Consider the following 18,325-nt stretch of genomic DNA (forward strand, 5'->3'; position numbering starts at 1 on the left):
GCAGTTAACTAACTGCCTTTTCTATACTGTATGGGGAATAAAGCACCGCCGGTACTGAGGGAGGTACGATCTGGCGTTAATCGATCTCCTCTGTTTCTGATAAAGCTAATAGTCTGATATTGATAGCATGTGTTCCCTTTGGCCCTGGAGCTGTTTCGAATTGAACGCTCTGTCCCGCTCTGAGGCTTTTATATCCTTCGCTCTGTATAACTGAGTAGTGTGCGAACAGATCCTCTTCAAAGTCCGGTGAAACAATAAAACCGAAACCTTTGGCGTTATTGAACCATTTTACTTTCCCTGTGTGCATTGGTGCCCCCCAATTTCCAAATTACCAGGCCCAATTGTCTTTGGGCCTGTCACCACAACAAACTCTCTTGCTACAATAAAGCAATATGAGTGAGATTGTTCCTTGTCATCATGCAGGGACAACTGATACTGCACATATTCTTAACTCCTGCCCTTGAATTATATCATTGGGCTGGAGGCCCCAGATATCAAGGGGTGCCCATAATGGTGCATGAAAAACTGTTAATTTTTTTGAGATATGATATGCGTCAAGAGCTTTGCGAGATTAAACTTTCAGGTGATGCAGACGAATTTAGTGACCATAATAATACCGGTGTAGTCACTGAAGAGGCCAAGCCTGAACTGAAGAGACCCTCGATGTACCGGGTGGTATTGCTAAATGATGACTATACTCCAATGGATTTCGTAGTACAGATTCTGATGGGTTTTTTTGCAATGAATCAGGAAAAAGCTACACAAGTGATGCTGGCGGTCCATACTAAAGGAAAGGGGGTATGTGGTGTTTTTACCCGCGATATAGCTGATACTAAAGCAGCACAGGTTAATCAGTGCGCCAGAGAGAACAAACATCCTCTTTTGTGCGAAGTAGAGAAAGCGTAACGGAGCGTTAGGTATGTTAAATAAAGAGCTTGAAGATACGCTGAGCGTTGCCTTTAAAAGTGCGCGCGCTAAGCGTCATGAATTTATGACAGTAGAGCACCTGCTATTGGCTCTGCTGGATAATTCCGAGGCCCGTGCAGTTCTGGACGCCTGTGCAGTTGATCTTGAGAAGATGCGAAATTTATTGAGCACCTTCATCGAAGACACGACTCCTCTGCTACCCGAGAATATTCCCGATGTAGAGACCCAGCCCACCCTCGGATTCCAGCGGGTATTGCAGCGGGCGGTATTCCATGTGCAGTCTTCCGGCAAGGCTGAAGTGAATGGTGCCAACGTACTGGTAGCCATCTTCAGTGAGCAGGAGAGTCAGGCGGTTTATGTGCTCAACCAGCAGGGCATTGAGCGTATCGACGTGGTTAATTATATCTCTCACGGGATCTCCCGTGTCGAGGAGGACGACAGTCGTCCCAGCGACGAGGGTCTGCTGGAAGGCGATAATGCGACCGATAAAGAGAAAAGCCCGCTGGCGAACTTCTCTGTCAATCTGAATGAGCAGGCATTATCTGGCAGAATCGATCCACTGGTGGGTCGTGATGATGAGATTGAGCGGGTGGTGCAGATTCTTTCCCGTCGCCGTAAAAATAACCCTCTGCTGGTGGGTGAAGCGGGTGTGGGTAAAACGGCTATCGCAGAAGGACTGGCCAAGCTGATTGTTGAGGCTCAGGTGCCGGATGTTATCGCTAAGAGCGTGGTGTATTCGCTGGATCTGGGTGCGCTTCTGGCAGGGACCAAATACCGGGGGGATTTCGAAAAACGACTGAAAGGCCTTCTCAATGAGATAAAAGATCAGGACCATGCGATCCTGTTTATCGACGAGATTCATACCATTATAGGTGCGGGCGCAGCCTCTGGTGGCTCAATGGATGCGTCCAATCTGCTCAAACCGCTGTTGAGCTCAGGGCAGTTGCGCTGTATCGGCTCAACGACCTTTCAGGAGTTCCGTGGAATTTTTGAGAAGGACAGGGCGCTGGCGAGGCGCTTCCAGAAGGTGGATGTTCTGGAGCCTTCGGTGGAGGATACATATCGTATTCTTCAGGGGCTTAAAAGCCGTTTTGAAGCCCATCATGATGTGAAGTATACCGATGAGGCGCTGCGGGCAGCTTCCGAAATGGCTGACCGTTATATCAATGATAAGCATATGCCCGATAAGGCGATCGACGTGATCGATGAAGCGGGGGCCTATCAGCAACTGATGCCGGCAGAAAAACGCAGTGCGATTATTGATGTTGCCGAAGTTGAGATTGTGGTGGCTAAAATTGCCCGGATTCCAGCTAAAAGTGTTTCTGTGTCTGATAAAGAGCAGCTTAAAAAGCTGGATAGCAACCTTAAGATGGTGGTTCTGGGGCAGGATCAGGCGATCGACACGCTGTCTGCTGCCATAAAGCTCTCCCGTGCCGGGCTGAATGAGCCGAATAAGCCAGTGGGCTCATTCCTCTTTGCTGGTCCGACCGGGGTGGGTAAAACCGAGGTGACCACACAGCTGGCCCGTATTATGGGAATTGAGCTGATCCGTTTTGATATGTCTGAATATATGGAAAGGCATACTGTCTCGCGTCTGATTGGTGCGCCTCCCGGGTATGTGGGTTATGATCAGGGCGGATTGCTAACAGAGGCGGTCTCGAAGTCACCCCATGCCGTGTTGCTGCTGGATGAGATTGAGAAGGCACATCCGGAAGTCTTCAATCTGCTGTTGCAGGTGATGGATAACGGTACCCTGACGGATAATAATGGCCGCAAGGCGGACTTCCGTAACGTCATCCTGGTGATGACGACTAATGCTGGTATTGAACAGATGACACGTGCATCTATCGGCTTTAGTCAGCAGGACCATACAACGGATGGGATGGAAGCGATTAAAAAACTGTTCACCCCTGAATTCCGCAACCGTCTGGACGGTATCATTCAGTTTAAGTCACTCTCTCCGCAGGTTATCACGGGGGTTGTCGATAAGTTCCTGACCGAGCTGCAGGCCCAGCTGGATGACAAAAATGTGGTGCTTCATATCGATGATGCTGCCCGGCAGTGGTTTGCTGAGAAAGGCTATGATGCCACGATGGGGGCACGGCCGATGAAACGCCTGATTCAGGAAAAGCTGAAAAAACCGCTGGCTGAGATGATTCTCTTTGGCGAGCTGGCAGATGAAGGGGGTGAAGTGGATATCACCGTTAATGCGGATAACGATATTGAGATACATGCGGGGGTGGCGGTTTAATACCGCCAGCCACCGTATAGATATAAAAAAACGGCCTGCGGGCCGTTTTTTTATTAGCGGGCGCGGTAGGTAATGCGGCCTTTAGTCAGGTCGTAAGGCGTCAGTTCAACCTTTACCTTATCGCCAGTCAGGATGCGGATATAGTTTTTACGCATCTTGCCAGAGATGTGAGCTGTAACGACGTGACCGTTTTCCAGTTCTACCCGGAACATTGTGTTAGGCAGTGTGTCGGTCACAACGCCTTCCATTTCAAAGCTGTCTTCTTTAGACATTCATTACCTACCTGAGTTAATTAATTGCAATACTACATTTTGCAGCGCAGTATTTTGCCCTATTTTGTTATCTATATCAAAGAGATTTGGTAAAAATAGCAAACAAATCCTGAGTACCTGTTAAACCGGCGTCGATTATATTGTGGTTATGCTGCAGGAATCCAGCCTCAGGGTGTCATGGCGCATATCAGGAGGTCTGAACAATTACAGCGATGGTTGTGGCCAGTTTGCTGTTTATCACTGACAGCGGAATACTGCTACTGATTCTGCTGGTGGGTGGGGCAGTGAGTGTTAGTCAACGACTATCCACTGGCCATGCAGCAACATTTCAATGGGGTTATAGGCTATTTTATAGGACATCTTCTGGCACTCGCGTATCCAGTAGCCCAGATAAAGATACTCCAGCTCCATCCGCTTAACTTCCTCAAGCTGCCAGAGTATCGCGTAGCTGCCCAGGCTGCGGCGATCCTCGTCGGGGTCGAAAAAGGTATAGATTGCCGATAGTCCCTGCGTAAGATAATCGGTGACCGCAAGCACCAGCAGTTTACCGTCCGGGTCTCTGAACTCGTAAAAACAGCCTTTCTGCCCCCCCTCTATCAGGAAGGCACTGAACTGCTCCGGTGTCGGAGGGTACATATCGCCGTCACGGTGACGGGTGTTGATATATTTTTCATACAGGGCGTAGTATTCATCAGTAAACTGCGGAGGCACTGCTGTAACCTGCAGGTCTTTGTTTTTATTAAAGATTCGCTTCTGACTTTTGCTGGGCCTGAACTCGCGCCCATTGACCCGCACTGAGATACATGCCTGACAGTTGCTGCAGTAGGGGCGGTAGATATGTTTACCACTGCGGCGAAACCCAAGGTCTGAAAGCTGGCTGTAGGCGTCCGTGGAGATGACCTCCTGGGGGTCAACAAACAGCGTTTTTGCTTCAAATCCTTCGAGGTAGCTGCACTCATGTTCTGGTGTTGCATAAAAATGCAGGGTTTTCAGGTTGGTCACTCAGTTCTTACCACGTCTTCTTTATCTATATCAAAATGCCAGCGATGGCTTAGTTCTGTTTCCAGATGGGTATCAAGATACTGCTTAAACTCTGCTCGCGGAATACTGTTAGCTCCCAAACTGGTCAGATGATCATTTTCAATCTGGCAATCAATTAAAGCATAGCCCCATTTTTCCAGTTGTCTGGCAAAAAAAGCAAACGCGATCTTGGATGCATTGGTGGCCCGGCTAAACATCGATTCACCAAAAAACAGGCGTCCCATAGCGATACCATAGAGTCCGCCGGTCAGGGCGCCATTCTGCCATAACTCGACCGAATGGGCGTAACCCCTATGATGCAACTCGGTATAAGCGCTTTGCATCGGAGCGCTGATCCAGGTGCTGTCGCTGTAATGCCTGGGGGCAGCGCAGGCTTCGATCACCTGGATGAACGCCCGGTCAAAAGTGATCTCAAATTCAGTGTTTCGAATCGCTTTGCGCAGACTTCTAGAGATATGTATCTGCCCCGGAATCAGCGTGCAACGGGGATCTGGCGACCACCAGAGAATAGGCTCCCCGGGGCTGTACCAGGGAAATATCCCCTGCCTGTAAGCCGCAATCAGACGCTCTGGGCTGAGATCCCCTCCCGCAGCCAGTAAACCATTAGGATCATCCAGCGCCTGGGTGATCGGGGGGAACTGGTTGCTGTAGGGATCAAGCCACAGAATCATCAGTTGCTACTCAGGCCTGATCGTCCAGATAGCGCTCAGCATCCAGTGCTGCCATGCAGCCAAAACCAGCCGAGGTGATCGCCTGACGATAGATGTGATCCGCCACATCGCCCGCGGCAAATACACCTTCAACCGAGGTCTGGGTTGCATTACCGTCGCTTCCGGATCTGATTTTCAGGTAGCCGTTGTTCATCTCCAGCTGACCGTTAAAGATCTCAGTGTTGGGTTTATGGCCGATAGCAACAAACACGCCCTGAAGTTCGAGTTCGCTCAGTGAGTCATCCACTGTGCTTTTAACCCGGATACCGGTGACACCCATCGGATCACCCAGTACTTCGTCCAGCTGATGGTTCCAGAGAATGTTGATATTGCCATTTTCAGCACGCTCAAACAGCTTGTCCTGAAGAATCTTCTCGCAGCGTAGTGAATCGCGTCGGTGAATCAGGGTAACTTCGGCAGCGATATTGGACAGGTAAAGGGCTTCTTCGACAGCGGTGTTGCCGCCACCGATTACCGCCACTTTCTGGCCGCGGTAGAAAAATCCGTCACAGGTAGCGCAGGCACTAACCCCTTTACCCATAAATGCTTCTTCTGAAGGCAGTCCGATATACTGGGCGGATGCACCGGTACAGATAATCAGGGCATCACAACTATACTCTGCCATGTCGCCTTTAAGACGGAAGGGGCGATGACTGAGGTCAGTCTCACTAATGTGATCAAAAATTACCTGGGTATCGAAACGTTCTGCATGGGCCTGCATCCGCTGCATCAGCTCTGGCCCCTGAACTCCCTCAGCATCTCCGGGCCAGTTGTCAACATCGGTCGTAGTGGTTAACTGACCGCCAGCCTGCATGCCGGTAATCACAACTGGGTTAAGGTTGGCCCGGGCGGCATACACTGCAGCGGTGTAGCCTGCGGGGCCGGAGCCGAGAATAATCAATTTATGGTGTTGTATTTCGCTCATTGGTGATCCGTTCTCTGTTCACACATTATATTGACGCCTATTATGCCCGTTTCATGGAGCGGACAAAACAGCAATGAGCGCTGAATTTTTTTATCCGTAGCGGGTCAGACTCTTCCTGTCGGGGTGATTTAACCAACACGCCGCAGAGGATGGGTATTGAGTATGGGCGTTATTGTTCAGTTTATGCTCAGTCTGGGCCGGTAAGCTGAATAAAGCGTGTAAAAGGCACTATTGTGTCTGGGGAGCCGGGGCTAAATATGTTATTTTTTAGCTCCTATTGATAGATAGTTGTAAGGATATTTTTCTTGTCTCAGAGTGGTCAAACAAATAGTCATCAAGCCAGTGTTAAAACCGCTGCGAACGAAACCAGAATTGTGTCGTTTTCTGAGCTGCTCGGTCGGGTGGTGAAAGAGGGCGGGCTGATCATTGTGATTGGCTTCGCTGTTTTTTTGCAGCTTGCGCTACTTGGCTATGATAGCCGGGACCCGGGTTGGTCTCACCTGGGGTACCAGCCTGAAGCGCGAAATTTCACCGGCTATGTCGGTGCCTGGCTGGCCGATCTCGGTTTGTCTGTGTTTGGTCTTGCAGCCTGGCTGATACCACTGATGCTGATTGTACCTGCGTTGCGCTTTATGGTGCGACGGCATGTCTCGCTGCTGGATGGGATCCCCTTTATGATGTTGCGGGTTATCGGAGCGGTTTTGGTGCTGCTCTGTCTTGCCACGCTGGCTGCAACCCATCTTTCTAATGCTACCGCACAGCTGCCCTTCAGTATGGGTGGGCTGGTCGGGCAGGCGGTGTCTGATCTTGCAGTCTCTCTGTTCAGCCTGATCGGTAGTTCTGTGGTGATCTGGACAGTACTGCTGTTTGGCTTCACTCTGATGCTCGAGCTTTCCTGGTCGCACCTGCTGGAGCGGCTGGGAGGGTTGCTGTTCACTGCCGGAGCTGCATTGAAACCCGCTGCACGTGAAAAGCCTCAGAAACCCGTGGTTAATCCTTACGCCGCAGAGGATGAAGAGAAACGTAATCTTCTCAGAGCCGCAGCCCGGCAGGGACGTGCAGCTGAGACCTCGCAGCGTTCAGAACCCGTTGTTGATATTGACCTGCCGACCCTGAAAGACCAGCCCGTCCGGGACGGTTTACACAGGGCGGAGCAAAAACATGAAGCGCGCCGCCAGGAACCGTTTTTTGAGCAACCGCTGATGGAGCCTCAGGACGTCCCGGTCGCTGCAGACAATTACTATGCTGATCAGACCATGCACACTGAGCAGACGTTCGATACTGGCCGGGCAGACTATCCCTCTGCCCATGATCAGGGCCACGCTGACGATATTCCTCTGGTAACCGAGTATGCTGATGCGCACAGCGGACAGGCTTATATGTCTGAGTCAGGTCAGCCGCTGACTGTCGTCGATCGCAAAGGCGTCAGGGTGGTGCCGCTGTCGGAAGCGCATACGCCAATGAAGGACAGCGAACTGGGGCTGGATCATATTTCTCAGGTCAACCGTCGCCGTGAACCCCGCAGAAAAATCCCGTCACTGGATCTTCTGGATGCACCAGAACTCAAACAGGGGCATTGTTACAGTGATGATCAACTGGAGGAGATGTCGCGTCTGCTGGAAAGCAAGCTGAAAGACTTTGGCATCGTCGCAGAGGTCGTCGAGGTTAACCCAGGCCCGGTTATTACCCGGTTTGAGCTGCAACCAGCACCGGGTGTCAAGGCCAGCAGGATAACCAATCTGGCCCGTGATTTGGCGCGATCTATGGCGGTGATGAGCGTGCGGGTAGTCGAGGTCATTGCGGGTAAATCGGTGATCGGTATCGAGATACCGAACGAAGAGCGGCAGATGGTGCGCCTGAGTGAAGTGCTCAACTCTAAACCCTATAAAGAGGCCTCATCCAAGCTGACGCTGGGGCTGGGTAACGATATTGCCGGTAATCCGGTGGTTGCCAATCTGGCGAAAATGCCTCACCTGCTGGTAGCCGGTACAACTGGCTCCGGTAAGTCGGTGGGGGTTAACGCGATGCTGCTGAGCTTGCTGTTTAAGGCAACCCCGGATGAAGTACGGCTGATGCTGGTCGACCCCAAAATGCTTGAATTGTCGGTTTATGAGGGCATTCCGCACCTGCTGGCACCGGTTATTACTGATATGAAAGAGGCCGCCGGTGGTTTACGCTGGTGTGTTGCTGAGATGGAAAGGCGCTATAAACTGATGTCCAAAATGGGTGTCAGGAACATTGCCGGTTATAACGATAAAGTCAATGAAGCGCGTGATAAAGGTACTCCATTGCTGGACCCTCTGTGGAATCCGGAAGAGCAGGGGCTACCATCCGACGCACCGGCTCCCTACCTGGAGACACTGCCCTATATAGTGGTGTGTATCGACGAATTCGCCGATATGATTATGGTGGTGGGTAAGAAGGTTGAGGAACTGATTGCGCGGATAGCGCAGAAGGCCCGGGCCGCCGGTATCCACCTGATTCTCGCAACTCAGCGCCCCTCGGTGGATGTTATTACCGGTCTGATCAAGGCTAACATCCCCACCCGTATAGGCTTTCAGGTTTCCTCAAAGATCGACTCGCGGACGGTGCTTGACCAGAGTGGAGCGGAGCACCTGCTGGGTAACGGCGATATGCTTTATCTGCCAGCAGGTAGCAGCCTGCCAAACCGGGTGCATGGCGCGTTTGTCAGTGATGACGAAGTGCATCGGGTTGTCGAATCCTGGAAGAAGATCGGCGCGCCTGACTATCTGATTACCGATCTGTCAGAGGTTGTTGAAGGCGGAAGTAGTGGCTTTTCCGGTGATATGGATGATGAACAGGATGCCTTGTATGACGAAGCGGTGGCGTTTGTTACCGAAACCCGCAAAGCCTCAATCTCCTCTGTACAGCGTAAACTGAAAATTGGTTATAACCGGGCCGCCCGGATGATCGAAACCATGGAAGCGGCTGGAGTTGTTTCTCCGGCCAGTCATAACGGCGCCCGTGAAGTACTGGCTCCACCACCGCCTAAGGATTGATAATGATGTTTAAAAAGATTGCGGCTGTTGCTTTGCTGGGGTGTTCACTGAGCTTCTCAGCCCTGGCTGATATTCAGGAAAATGCGGGGCCGCAGCTCGACAGTCTGTTGGCAAAGTTTGATAGTTTCAGCGCTGACTTTGATCAGGTGTCTGGCAGCGAAGATAGCCGCCGTATGGATAACTCCCGGGGGACCCTGTTGCTGGCTAAACCCAATAAATTCAGATGGATTGCTACCGAGCCATTTGCCCAAACACTGGTCAGTGATGGTGATACGCTGTGGATCTACGACCCAGATCTGGAACAGGCAACCCGTCGTAAGGTTGCTGATAGTGACTCAGGGGTTCCGGCTCTGATTCTGAATGGTCAGATAGACCAGTTACAGTCTCAGTACCGAATTCGGTTATTGCAGGAGAAGGGCAGTAATCAGCTGTTTGAACTGCTTCCCATTAATGATGCTGAAGTCTTTACCCGTATCCGTTTGCTGTTTACTGATGGTCTGATTAAAGAGTTGCAGATGGAAGACTCTCTTGGTCAGAAAACTTCGATAATGTTTAATAATCAGAAGCTTAATCCAGACTATTCAGAAGATTTCTTCACATTTGTGCCGCCAGAAGGCACCGATGTTATTATCGAGAACACCGCGGAGCCTGTTAACTGATGGCAGACCTGTTTGACGATCTCCAGCCGCCCGGATATGAACCCCTGGCTGCCCGGATGCGACCCCGGTCGCTGGATGAATACTGCGGTCAGCAACATCTGCTGGGGCAGGGCAAGCCACTGCGCAAAGCCCTGGAGCAGGGGACTGTTCATTCAATGATTCTATGGGGTCCGCCAGGGGTGGGGAAAACAACCCTGGCCCGCCTGCTGGCCCATCAGGTGGATGCTCATTTTATTATTCTCTCGGCGGTGTTGTCCGGAGTAAAAGATATTCGTGCGTCAGTCGATCAGGCGTTGCAGGTGAAAGCGCAGTCCGGGCGCAAAACCATCCTGTTTGTTGATGAGGTGCATCGTTTTAACAAATCTCAGCAGGATGCGTTTCTGCCATACATTGAAGATGGCACCTTTCTGTTTGTCGGTGCCACCACGGAAAACCCCTCCTTTGAACTGAATAATGCGTTGCTTTCCCGGGCCCGTGTCTACCTGTTACGCAGCCTGGAGCAGGACGATATCGAGGCGCTTTTGCAGCGCGCACTGCATGATCCTGACCGGGGTATCCCTCAGCAACCACTGGTCTTTCAGGATGGGGCGCTGGATCAGTTGGCGGCAGCGGCAGATGGCGATGGCCGGCGTGGGCTGAACCTGCTTGAAATTGCTGCCGATCTGGCTGATTTTGATGGCACTCAATACACTATCGGGCCACAGATTATTGAAGAGGTGCTGAAGTCCAGTGCGCGCCGCTATGATAAGCAGGGAGATCTGTTCTACGATATGATCTCCGCGTTTCATAAGTCCGTGCGCGGCTCCTCTCCTGATGGTGCTCTGTACTGGTATTGCCGGATGCTGGATGGTGGTTGCGATCCGCTCTATATCGCCCGGCGATTGGTGGCGATTGCGTCTGAGGATATTGGCAATGCTGACCCCCGGGCGATGCAGGTCGCCCTGTCGGCCTGGGATGCCTTTGAACGGGTCGGACCTGCAGAGGGTGAGCGGGCGATTGCCCAGGCTGCGATCTATTGCGCCAGCGCGCCGAAGAGTAATGCAGTCTACCGGGCCTTCAATCAGGCGATGGCGGATGTGCGCAGTGATCCTGGTTATGAGGTCCCGGTTCACCTGCGTAATGCGCCAACCAGTCTGATGCAGGACCTTGGATATGGCGCTGAATATCGTTATGCTCATGATGAACCGGATGCCTATGCAGCCGGAGAGTGTTATCTGCCACCGGAAATTGCTGAGCGTCACTATTATCAGCCACAGCCCCGGGGGCTGGAGATCCGCATCGGTGATAAACTCGAGCATTTGAAAGCGCTGGACCGCTCCAGCAGCAAGCAACGATATAAGGATTAGCCAATGCTACACCTGCTTTCAGTCGCCGCAGGCGGCGCTACCGGCGCCCTGGCCCGCTATTGGGTGAGCGGGGTGCTGGTCAATAATGCCCAGTATAAGCTGCCTTATGGCACCATGCTCTGTAATGTTCTGGGTTCCTTCCTGATGGGGGTGTTTTTTGTGCTGATCATGGAAAAAGCCCGCATCAATCCGGAATTAAGGCCGATCCTGATGGTTGGTTTTCTGGGGGCTTTCACAACTTTTTCCACCTTCTCGCTGGAAGCCGTGACCATGCTGCAAGAAGGGCATATAATGTCCGCCGCAATTTACATATTAATGAGCGTGGTGCTCTGCATGGTCGCCCTGTACAGCGGCCTATGGTTTACTCGCCTGTTCTGACTTTAAGGTTGTTTCTGACATTATGCTAGATCCTAAATTTATACGTTCTAACCCGGAGGAAGTAGCTCAGCTGCTGACCAAGAAAGGTTATAAGTTTCCGGTTGACGAGTTTAATGCGCTGGAAAATCAGCGTCGCGATGTGCAGGTTGAGTCTGAGCGCTTGCAGAACGAGCGCAACACCCGCTCCAAAAATATCGGTAAGGCCAAAGCGGCGGGTGAAGATATCGCCCCTCTGCTGGCTGAAGTCAGCACCCTTGGAGAGCAACTGGATGCCGCTAAAGAGCAGCTGAAAGAGGTTCAGGAGAAGATGGATGCGTTGCTGATGGGGATGCCGAATATTCCCCATGAGTCAGTGCCTGCCGGTCTGAGCGAAGACGATAATATTGAGATCCGCAAATGGGGTGAGCCAACCCAACTGGATTTCGAGCCCAAAGATCACGTTGATCTGGGGGAGCAGAATGGTGAGCTGGACTTCGCCACCGCCGCGAAAATTACCGGAGCCCGTTTTGCGGTTCTGCGCGGAGGTATCGCCCGTATGCACCGGGCATTAATTCAGTTTATGCTGGATACCCACATCACAGAACACGGCTATGAAGAGACCTATGTTCCTTATCTGGTCAACGCTGATTCACTGCGTGGCACCGGTCAGTTGCCCAAGTTCGAAGAGGATCTGTTCAAGGTGCCGGGTGAGCGTGATTACTATCTTATCCCGACAGCAGAAGTACCGGTCACCAATATCGTTCGCGATGAGATTGTTGATGCCGGGCAGATGCCGCTGAAATTTGTTGCCCATACGCCCTGTTTTCGCAGTGAAGCGGGCAGTCACGGGCGTGATACCCGTGGCATGATCCGTCAGCATCAGTTTGAGAAAGTTGAACTGGTACATATCGTAGAGCCATCACAGTCATGGGATGCGCTGGAAGAGCTGGTTGGCAATGCCGAGAAAATTCTGCAGAAACTGAATCTGCCATACCGCGTAGTCACCCTGTGTGGTGGTGATCTGGGCTTTAGTGCTGCAAAAACATACGATATCGAAGTATGGCTGCCAGGTCAGCAGAAATATCGTGAGATCTCCTCCTGCAGTAACATGGAAGATTTCCAGGCCCGGCGGATGATGGCCCGCTGGCGCAATCCTGAAACCGGCAAGCCTGAGCTGGTGCACACGCTGAATGGCTCCGGACTGGCTGTTGGCCGTACTCTGGTGGCGATTCTGGAGAACTACCAGACGGCTGAAGGTAAGGTTAAAGTCCCTGAGGCGCTGCTTCCTTATATGGGCGGTATTACCGAACTCTGAGTTAAGCTCTGAACGTCTGTAATCGATAAATAAAAAAGCGCTACTGGCGCTTTTTTTGTATCTGCAACCATTCTTTGCAGAGATCACCCGGTTGCCGTTCAGTGTATGCAGTCCAGGTTGCACGGTAAAACCGCTTTAGAAGCCGCAGACTGGAAGGTACAATTCACTGCTATTTGAGCAGGCTAGCGCTTCGGAGAGAAAATGAAAAACAGGTATGATCTGTTAATAGTCGGTGGGGGCATGGTGGGGGCAACCATCGCCGCAGCACTGGGGAATACCGATCTCAGGATCGCCGTGGTTGAACAGCAATATCCGGCATCTTTTCAACCGGATTCTGAACATGACCTGCGGGTTTCTGCATTAAGCATCGCCTCTGAACAGATCTTCAGAACGCTGGGGGTGTGGGATGGTATCACCGCCCGAAGAGTCTGTCCGTATCGGCGGATGAAGGTGTGGGAGAGTGATGAAAAGCGCGCCTCTACAGAGTTTGTCAGCGATGATATCGGTGCGGATCATCTGGGTTATATTGTTGAGAACCGCGTCATTCAGCTGGCACTGCTGGAGCAGCTTGCTCGCCTCGACAATGTCGACCTGATCTGCCCGGCTGAAACCGTGGACATCGATTACTCGCCTGGCTGTAGCCTGTTGCGCCTGGCGGATGGCCGGGAACTGATAGGCAAGCTGATGATCGCTGCGGATGGCGGTGGGTCCAGGGTCAGAATGGCCGCTGGAATCGGCGTGCATAGCTGGGATTACGACCAGCATGCACTGGTGGCTTCCGTGGCAACTGCATTGCCTCAGCAGGATATTACCTGGCAACAGTTTACGCCCGACGGCCCGCTGGCGTTTCTGCCATTGTCGGGTCAGCGCGGTTCTCTGGTGTGGTACAACCACCCCTCACAGATCAGGCGACTGCTGAATCTTGATAGCACCGCCTTTGTCGATGAACTGACACAAACCTTTCCTGAGTGTCTCGGCGGGATCGAGAATCTGATTGAACGAGGGGCTTTCCCATTACGGCGTCAGCATGCTCAGCAATATGTCAAAGAGGGCGTAGCCCTGGCGGGGGACGCTGCCCACATGATCAACCCTCTGGCGGGTCAGGGCGTCAATATCGGTCTGTTGGATGCGGCAACCCTGGCAGAGGTAATACTTCAGGGGCATCATGCTGGGATTGAGATCAGTGATCTGTCGTTATTACAGCAGTACGAACAGCAGCGGCGGAATCACAATCTGATGATGATGCAGCTGATGGATGGTTTTTACCGGGTCTTCTCCAATAATCTTCTGCCGTTAAAAATATTGAGAAACCTGGGGCTCGGAGCAGCAGAACGAATTGTACCTGCAAAAAACAGAGTGATGCGTTTTGCGATGGGGCTGGAGGGGAAGCTGCCCGCCCTTGCGCGAGGGGAGCCCCTTAGTTAGTTGGCGGCTATGGAAACCGCCGCGAAACGTTTGCGCGCAGAATCAGAAACGGAACCCTGAGGTTCCGTTTTTTGTTTTTTAAATTCTGATAGTAAATCTTATTTCGCTTCATCAGCCTTGGGGGCAGCTGCTTTTGCCGGAGCTGGCTTGACGGCAGCTTTAGGTGCTGCAGCCTTCTTCGCTGGCGCTTTTTTAACGGCAGGTTTAGCAGCAGGTTTAGGTGCTGCGGCCTTTGCCGGAGCAGGCTTGGCAGCAGGTTTTGGCGCTGCGGCTTTAGCTGGAGCTGGTTTGGCAGCAGGTTTAGGTGCTGCAGCCTTTTTGGCCGGAGCAGGCTTAGCAGCCGCTTTAGCCGCAGGTTTTGTGTCAGCTTTTTTGGCTTTAGGTGCTGCAGCAGTCATGAACGCGCTCAGGTCTTCGAAGTAGTTCATATCTTTAAGGCCAAGGCCTGCGAAGCTTTTCTCAATCACAGCTGTCAGTTCAGCTTTGGCTGAATTCAGTGCTGCCATCTCTTCTTCAGCAACATTGGTCAGCTTAGTTTCAAGCGTCTTAACATATTCAACCTGAAGATCGATCGCTTCTTTCGGGTCTTTGATAGAAGACAGTGCCTGCATTTGCGCCATGGTCGCATTTACAAAATCAGACACATAACCAGACTGCAGCTCGATCAGTTTCTCTGCTGCTTTTTTGTTGATTTCAGCCATATCAACAACTGGCTTCATGTTTTCCTGAACGTCTTTCATCATTTCTTCGTACATGTTTTTTCACCTGTGATCGCAAGAGTTTCAATCTTTGTGCGTTGCAGCATTTTTGCTCACTATATTCGGCGGACGAAATAATGTCAATTATGTTGTTGCAGTGCAACAAAGCGATATTTAACAAAGAACACAACTGTTTGGCAGAAGTTCCCGGCAATATTAACCTAAAGATCATAGATGAAATAAAGATGACAACAGGTTAAAAAACTACGGCCGGAGGGTTCCTGATAGTTACTTTAGCTCAGATATCTGATGGCGTATCACTAATCCACGATTTCTTTGATGTGAGCGGGTCAAAAGAGATTGATTTAGTTACAATGATCGCCATATCTACCATTGAGATCACTGACATTGGATAACGCTATGACCTGTCACCCGGCTTTTCAACACAAGCGCACCGAAACAATCGAATCACTGGGCATCGATGTTCAGGAATATGTGCATACCAATACTGGTGCGCTTCATTATCATATTGCTGCTGATAATCAGGAAAATGTTTTCCTTGTTGCTTTTCGTACTGTGCCGGAAGATAACTGCGGTGTTGCCCATATTCTGGAACATACCGCGCTGTGTGGTAGTCGCAACTATCCGGTGCGCGATCCCTTTTTTATGATGAGCCGGCGCTCCCTGAATACCTTCATGAACGCCTTTACCAGCAGTGACTGGACTGCCTATCCATTTGCCAGCCAGAACCGTAAAGACTTTTTTAACCTGCTGGATGTTTATCTTGATGCGGCATTCTTTTCCCGTCTTGACCCGCTGGATTTTGCCCAGGAGGGTCACAGGATTGAGTTCAGTGAACCGAATGATAGCGATAGTCCACTGGTCTACAAAGGGGTGGTTTACAATGAGATGAAAGGGGCGATGAGTTCGCCAGTCTCTTATTTGTGGCAGACCCTGACCCGTTATCTGTTTCCATCTACCACCTATCATTACAACTCAGGAGGGGATCCCGAAGCGATCCCTGATCTCAGTTACGAGCAGTTGCTGCACTTTTATAAGACCCATTATCACCCATCCAATGCGGTGTTTATGACCTTTGGCGATATTCCGGTTGAAGAGTTGCAGCAACGTTTTGAAACCCAGGCACTTGCCAGTTTCGACAAACTCGATGAGGAGATAGCCGTTGGTGACGAGAAACGCTACTTCTCTCCGGTCAGAGTTGAGGAGGCCTATGCCCTGGATGATGAAAATATCAGCGCTAAAACCCACCATGTGCTGGCCTGGTTGCTGGGCCCGAGTATCGATCTTGAGCAGCAGTTAAAAGCGCACCTGCTGTCCCGGGTTTTGCTGGATAACAGCTCCTCTCCATTACGCTATGCCCTTGAATCCACCGACCTTGGAACGTCGCCTTCACCGCTTTGTGGCCTGGAAGATTCAAACCGGGAGATGGGCTTTATGTGCGGCATCGAAGGCAGTGAGCCTGACAAGGCAGCAGAGTTTGAGCAACTGGTGCTGGACACGCTGGCCAAAGTTGCTGAGGAAGGCGTACCTCAGGAGCACCTCGAAGCCGCATTGCATCAGTTGGAACTGAGTCAGCGCGAGATCAGTGGTGACGGATACCCCTACGGTATGAGCCTGATTCTGGCTTCGTTGTCATCTGCGATCCATCGTGGTGATCCCATCGCACTGCTGAATCTCGATCCGGTGCTGGCCAAGTTGCATGAAGAGATTACTCACCCGGATTTCATCCCGTCGATGGTACGTGAGCTGCTGGATAACCCCCACCGGGTCAGGCTGACGCTACGTCCGGATGCTAAGCTGGCAGCAAAACGCGATGCAGCGGAAACGGCGAAACTGGAAAAAATTCGTCAGTCGCTGGATGAGAAACAGAAACAGGCGGTTATACAGCAGGCTGAAGCACTGGAGCAGCGGCAGAACCAGATAGACGATGAAACCCTGTTGCCAAAAGTGACCATCGTGGATGTACCGGCACAGATGCGTATTCCTCACGGGACGGAAGAGTCTCTACAGGGCTTCAAATATCACTTCTATCCTCAGGGGACTAACGGTCTGGTATATGAACAGGTGATTATCGATCTGCCTGCCCTGAGTGAAGCGGAACAACAACTCATCCCACTCTACAGTCACTGTCTGACTGAACTGGGTTGTGATGGTAAGAGTTATCAGGATACCCAGGCCTGGCAGTCACAGGTGTGCGGCAGCATCAGTGCATACTCATCGGTGCGCGGCAGTATTGATGATGAGCAGAAAGTCAGTGGTTACATGACGCTGTCAGCCAAGGCGTTGCTTAGCAAGCAGGCTGAAATGAGCAGTCTGGTATATAAAACGTTAACCACTGTCCGTTTCGACGAACTGAGCCGGATTCGTGAGCTGGTATCGCAGCAGCGCACCCGTAAAGAACAGAGCGTGACAGGGCAGGGACACAGTCTGGCAATTATGGCAGCGGCCAGTCAGCTGTCACCCGGCGGGCAGTTGTCCCATAACTTACGAGGGCTACAGAGTATTCGTGCGATCAAAGCACTGGATGAAAGTATTCGCAACGAGGATAACCTGAAGCAACTTGCCAATGCGCTGGAAGCGCTGCATCAGAAGCTGTTAAAAGCGCCGCGGCGCTTCCTGATAGTAACTGAAGCTGAACACCAGCAGCAGGTTGCTGAAACCCTGGCTGCACAGTGGCAGGATGTTACGACTGAGGATGGTTTTGTTCCTTTTACTCTGCCTTCAAGCCGAAGCTGTGTTACCCAGGCCTGGACTACGAGTACTCAGGTGAACTTCTGTGCCAAGGCTTATCCGACGGTTCCGGTGGAGCATACTGATGCGGCAGCGCTCACTGTGCTGGGTGATTTTCTGCGTAATGGCTTTCTCCACAGAACCGTGCGCGAAAAGGGCGGTGCCTACGGTAGTGGTGCCGGGCAGGATTCGGCAGATGCAGTATTCCGCTTCTTCTCCTATCGTGATCCTCGCCTGAGCGAAACTCTGGCGGATTTTGATGCCTCTCTGGTCTGGTTGCAGGAGAGCGAACTGGAAGCACAAAAGCTGGAAGAAGCGATTCTGGGGGTTGTCAGCAGCATCGATAAACCGGGGTCTCCCGCAGGAGAGGCGAAACAGGCTTATCACAGTGCGCTGTTTGGCCGCACGCCAGAACAACGCGAACAGTTCCGTCAGCGTATTCTCAGGGTCACCCTGGACGATCTGAAGCGGGTGGCGGCAACTTATCTCAAGCCGGAACAGGCCAGCGTTGCGGTAGTGACCAGCCCGGCCGCGGCAGCCAAACTGGATGAACAGTTTGAAATCATCGCCCTCTGACTGGCTGCTGGAGTTCAATAGCCCCTCTGAGTGATACAGAGGGGCTTTGTTA

Annotated in this window: 14 protein-coding genes and 2 pseudogenes; 10 read left to right on the plus strand and 6 right to left on the minus strand. The window is 51.7% G+C overall.

The annotated features are described in order from the left end of the window. Positions 1-76: 76 nt before the first annotated feature. Positions 77-307 (minus strand): cold shock domain-containing protein, encoded by a 231-nt coding sequence (locus OCU43_RS10685; protein ID WP_091359142.1) that lies wholly within the window; start codon positions 305-307, stop codon positions 77-79. 242 nt (positions 308-549) lie between these two features. Between OCU43_RS10685 and clpS the strand changes: the two genes are divergently transcribed. Together clpS and clpA are read left to right on the plus strand one after the other, a co-directional pair. Further along, the gene (clpS, locus tag OCU43_RS10690; RefSeq protein ID WP_091359217.1) at positions 550-906 is read left to right on the plus strand and encodes an ATP-dependent Clp protease adapter ClpS; all 357 of its coding nucleotides are present in this window, start codon (positions 550-552) and stop codon (positions 904-906) included. A 13-nt stretch (positions 907-919) separates the two neighbouring features. Next, positions 920-3,178 (plus strand): ATP-dependent Clp protease ATP-binding subunit ClpA, encoded by a 2,259-nt coding sequence (gene clpA, locus OCU43_RS10695; RefSeq protein ID WP_091359139.1) that lies wholly within the window; start codon positions 920-922, stop codon positions 3,176-3,178. A 53-nt stretch (positions 3,179-3,231) separates the two neighbouring features. Here the strand turns inward: clpA and infA are convergent, their stop codons facing one another. The 4 genes from infA to trxB form a co-directional block, all read right to left on the minus strand. Next, positions 3,232-3,450: a translation initiation factor IF-1 gene (infA, locus tag OCU43_RS10700; protein WP_091359137.1), complete on the minus strand. Its 219-nt coding sequence runs from the start codon at positions 3,448-3,450 to the stop codon at positions 3,232-3,234. Positions 3,451-3,741: 291 nt separating this feature from the next. Next, positions 3,742-4,452 carry an arginyltransferase gene (locus OCU43_RS10705; RefSeq protein ID WP_091359134.1) on the minus strand — a complete coding sequence of 237 codons (711 nt, stop codon included), beginning with the start codon at positions 4,450-4,452 and terminating at the stop codon, positions 3,742-3,744. Next, positions 4,449-5,162: a leucyl/phenylalanyl-tRNA--protein transferase gene (gene aat / locus OCU43_RS10710; protein WP_091359130.1), complete on the minus strand. Its 714-nt coding sequence runs from the start codon at positions 5,160-5,162 to the stop codon at positions 4,449-4,451. The genes OCU43_RS10705 and aat overlap by 4 nt, the downstream gene beginning before the upstream one ends. Positions 5,163-5,172: 10 nt before the next feature. Beyond that, positions 5,173-6,126, minus strand: a complete 954-nt coding sequence (gene trxB, locus OCU43_RS10715; protein WP_091359127.1) for a thioredoxin-disulfide reductase — start codon at positions 6,124-6,126, stop codon at positions 5,173-5,175. Between the two features lie 404 nt (positions 6,127-6,530). On the opposite strand from trxB, the pseudogene OCU43_RS22300 reads away from it, so the two are divergent. From OCU43_RS22300 to OCU43_RS10745, 7 genes and pseudogenes are all read left to right on the plus strand, one after another. Continuing rightward, a pseudogene (locus OCU43_RS22300) lies at positions 6,531-7,037 on the plus strand (DNA translocase FtsK 4TM domain-containing protein); the annotation flags it as partial. Positions 7,038-7,655: 618 nt separating this feature from the next. Beyond that, a pseudogene (locus OCU43_RS22305) lies at positions 7,656-9,146 on the plus strand (DNA translocase FtsK); the annotation flags it as partial. A gap of 2 nt (positions 9,147-9,148) precedes the next feature. Then, positions 9,149-9,805 (plus strand): outer membrane lipoprotein periplasmic chaperone LolA, encoded by a 657-nt coding sequence (lolA, locus tag OCU43_RS10725; protein ID WP_091359120.1) that lies wholly within the window; start codon positions 9,149-9,151, stop codon positions 9,803-9,805. After that, positions 9,805-11,151 carry a replication-associated recombination protein A gene (locus OCU43_RS10730; protein WP_091359117.1) on the plus strand — a complete coding sequence of 449 codons (1,347 nt, stop codon included), beginning with the start codon at positions 9,805-9,807 and terminating at the stop codon, positions 11,149-11,151. The genes lolA and OCU43_RS10730 overlap by 1 nt, the downstream gene beginning before the upstream one ends. A gap of 3 nt (positions 11,152-11,154) precedes the next feature. After that, positions 11,155-11,529, plus strand: a complete 375-nt coding sequence (gene crcB / locus OCU43_RS10735) for a fluoride efflux transporter CrcB (protein ID WP_091359114.1) — start codon at positions 11,155-11,157, stop codon at positions 11,527-11,529. Between the two features lie 22 nt (positions 11,530-11,551). After that, positions 11,552-12,823, plus strand: a complete 1,272-nt coding sequence (gene serS, locus OCU43_RS10740) for a serine--tRNA ligase (protein ID WP_091359112.1) — start codon at positions 11,552-11,554, stop codon at positions 12,821-12,823. Between the two features lie 201 nt (positions 12,824-13,024). Next, on the plus strand, positions 13,025-14,248 hold the full coding sequence (locus tag OCU43_RS10745; protein ID WP_091359109.1) for a UbiH/UbiF/VisC/COQ6 family ubiquinone biosynthesis hydroxylase: 1,224 nt from the start codon (positions 13,025-13,027) through the stop codon (positions 14,246-14,248). Positions 14,249-14,346: 98 nt separating this feature from the next. On the opposite strand, the gene OCU43_RS10750 is transcribed toward OCU43_RS10745, so the two are convergent. Then, a complete protein-coding gene (locus OCU43_RS10750; protein WP_091359105.1) occupies positions 14,347-15,003 on the minus strand; it encodes a phasin family protein in 657 nt (218 codons plus the stop codon). A gap of 363 nt (positions 15,004-15,366) precedes the next feature. Here OCU43_RS10750 and OCU43_RS10755 point away from each other — a divergent pair, with 363 nt between their 5' ends. Continuing rightward, positions 15,367-18,273, plus strand: a complete 2,907-nt coding sequence (locus OCU43_RS10755; RefSeq protein WP_091359102.1) for an insulinase family protein — start codon at positions 15,367-15,369, stop codon at positions 18,271-18,273. Positions 18,274-18,325 lie beyond the last annotated feature (52 nt).

This window comes from Amphritea atlantica, from assembly GCF_024347255.1.
Classification (GTDB): Bacteria; Pseudomonadota; Gammaproteobacteria; order Pseudomonadales; family Balneatricaceae; genus Amphritea; species Amphritea atlantica.

Coding starts and splice junctions, on each gene's coding strand:
- OCU43_RS10685 (WP_091359142.1), bottom strand. CDS start 307: ATGCACACAGGGAAAGTAAAATGGTTCAATAACGCCAAAGGTTTCGGT.
- clpS (WP_091359217.1), top strand. CDS start 550: ATGCGTCAAGAGCTTTGCGAGATTAAACTTTCAGGTGATGCAGACGAA.
- clpA (WP_091359139.1), top strand. CDS start 920: ATGTTAAATAAAGAGCTTGAAGATACGCTGAGCGTTGCCTTTAAAAGT.
- infA (WP_091359137.1), bottom strand. CDS start 3,450: ATGTCTAAAGAAGACAGCTTTGAAATGGAAGGCGTTGTGACCGACACA.
- aat (WP_091359130.1), bottom strand. CDS start 5,162: ATGATTCTGTGGCTTGATCCCTACAGCAACCAGTTCCCCCCGATCACC.
- trxB (WP_091359127.1), bottom strand. CDS start 6,126: ATGAGCGAAATACAACACCATAAATTGATTATTCTCGGCTCCGGCCCC.
- lolA (WP_091359120.1), top strand. CDS start 9,149: ATGATGTTTAAAAAGATTGCGGCTGTTGCTTTGCTGGGGTGTTCACTG.
- OCU43_RS10730 (WP_091359117.1), top strand. CDS start 9,805: ATGGCAGACCTGTTTGACGATCTCCAGCCGCCCGGATATGAACCCCTG.
- crcB (WP_091359114.1), top strand. CDS start 11,155: ATGCTACACCTGCTTTCAGTCGCCGCAGGCGGCGCTACCGGCGCCCTG.
- serS (WP_091359112.1), top strand. CDS start 11,552: ATGCTAGATCCTAAATTTATACGTTCTAACCCGGAGGAAGTAGCTCAG.
- OCU43_RS10745 (WP_091359109.1), top strand. CDS start 13,025: ATGAAAAACAGGTATGATCTGTTAATAGTCGGTGGGGGCATGGTGGGG.
- OCU43_RS10750 (WP_091359105.1), bottom strand. CDS start 15,003: ATGTACGAAGAAATGATGAAAGACGTTCAGGAAAACATGAAGCCAGTT.
- OCU43_RS10755 (WP_091359102.1), top strand. CDS start 15,367: ATGACCTGTCACCCGGCTTTTCAACACAAGCGCACCGAAACAATCGAA.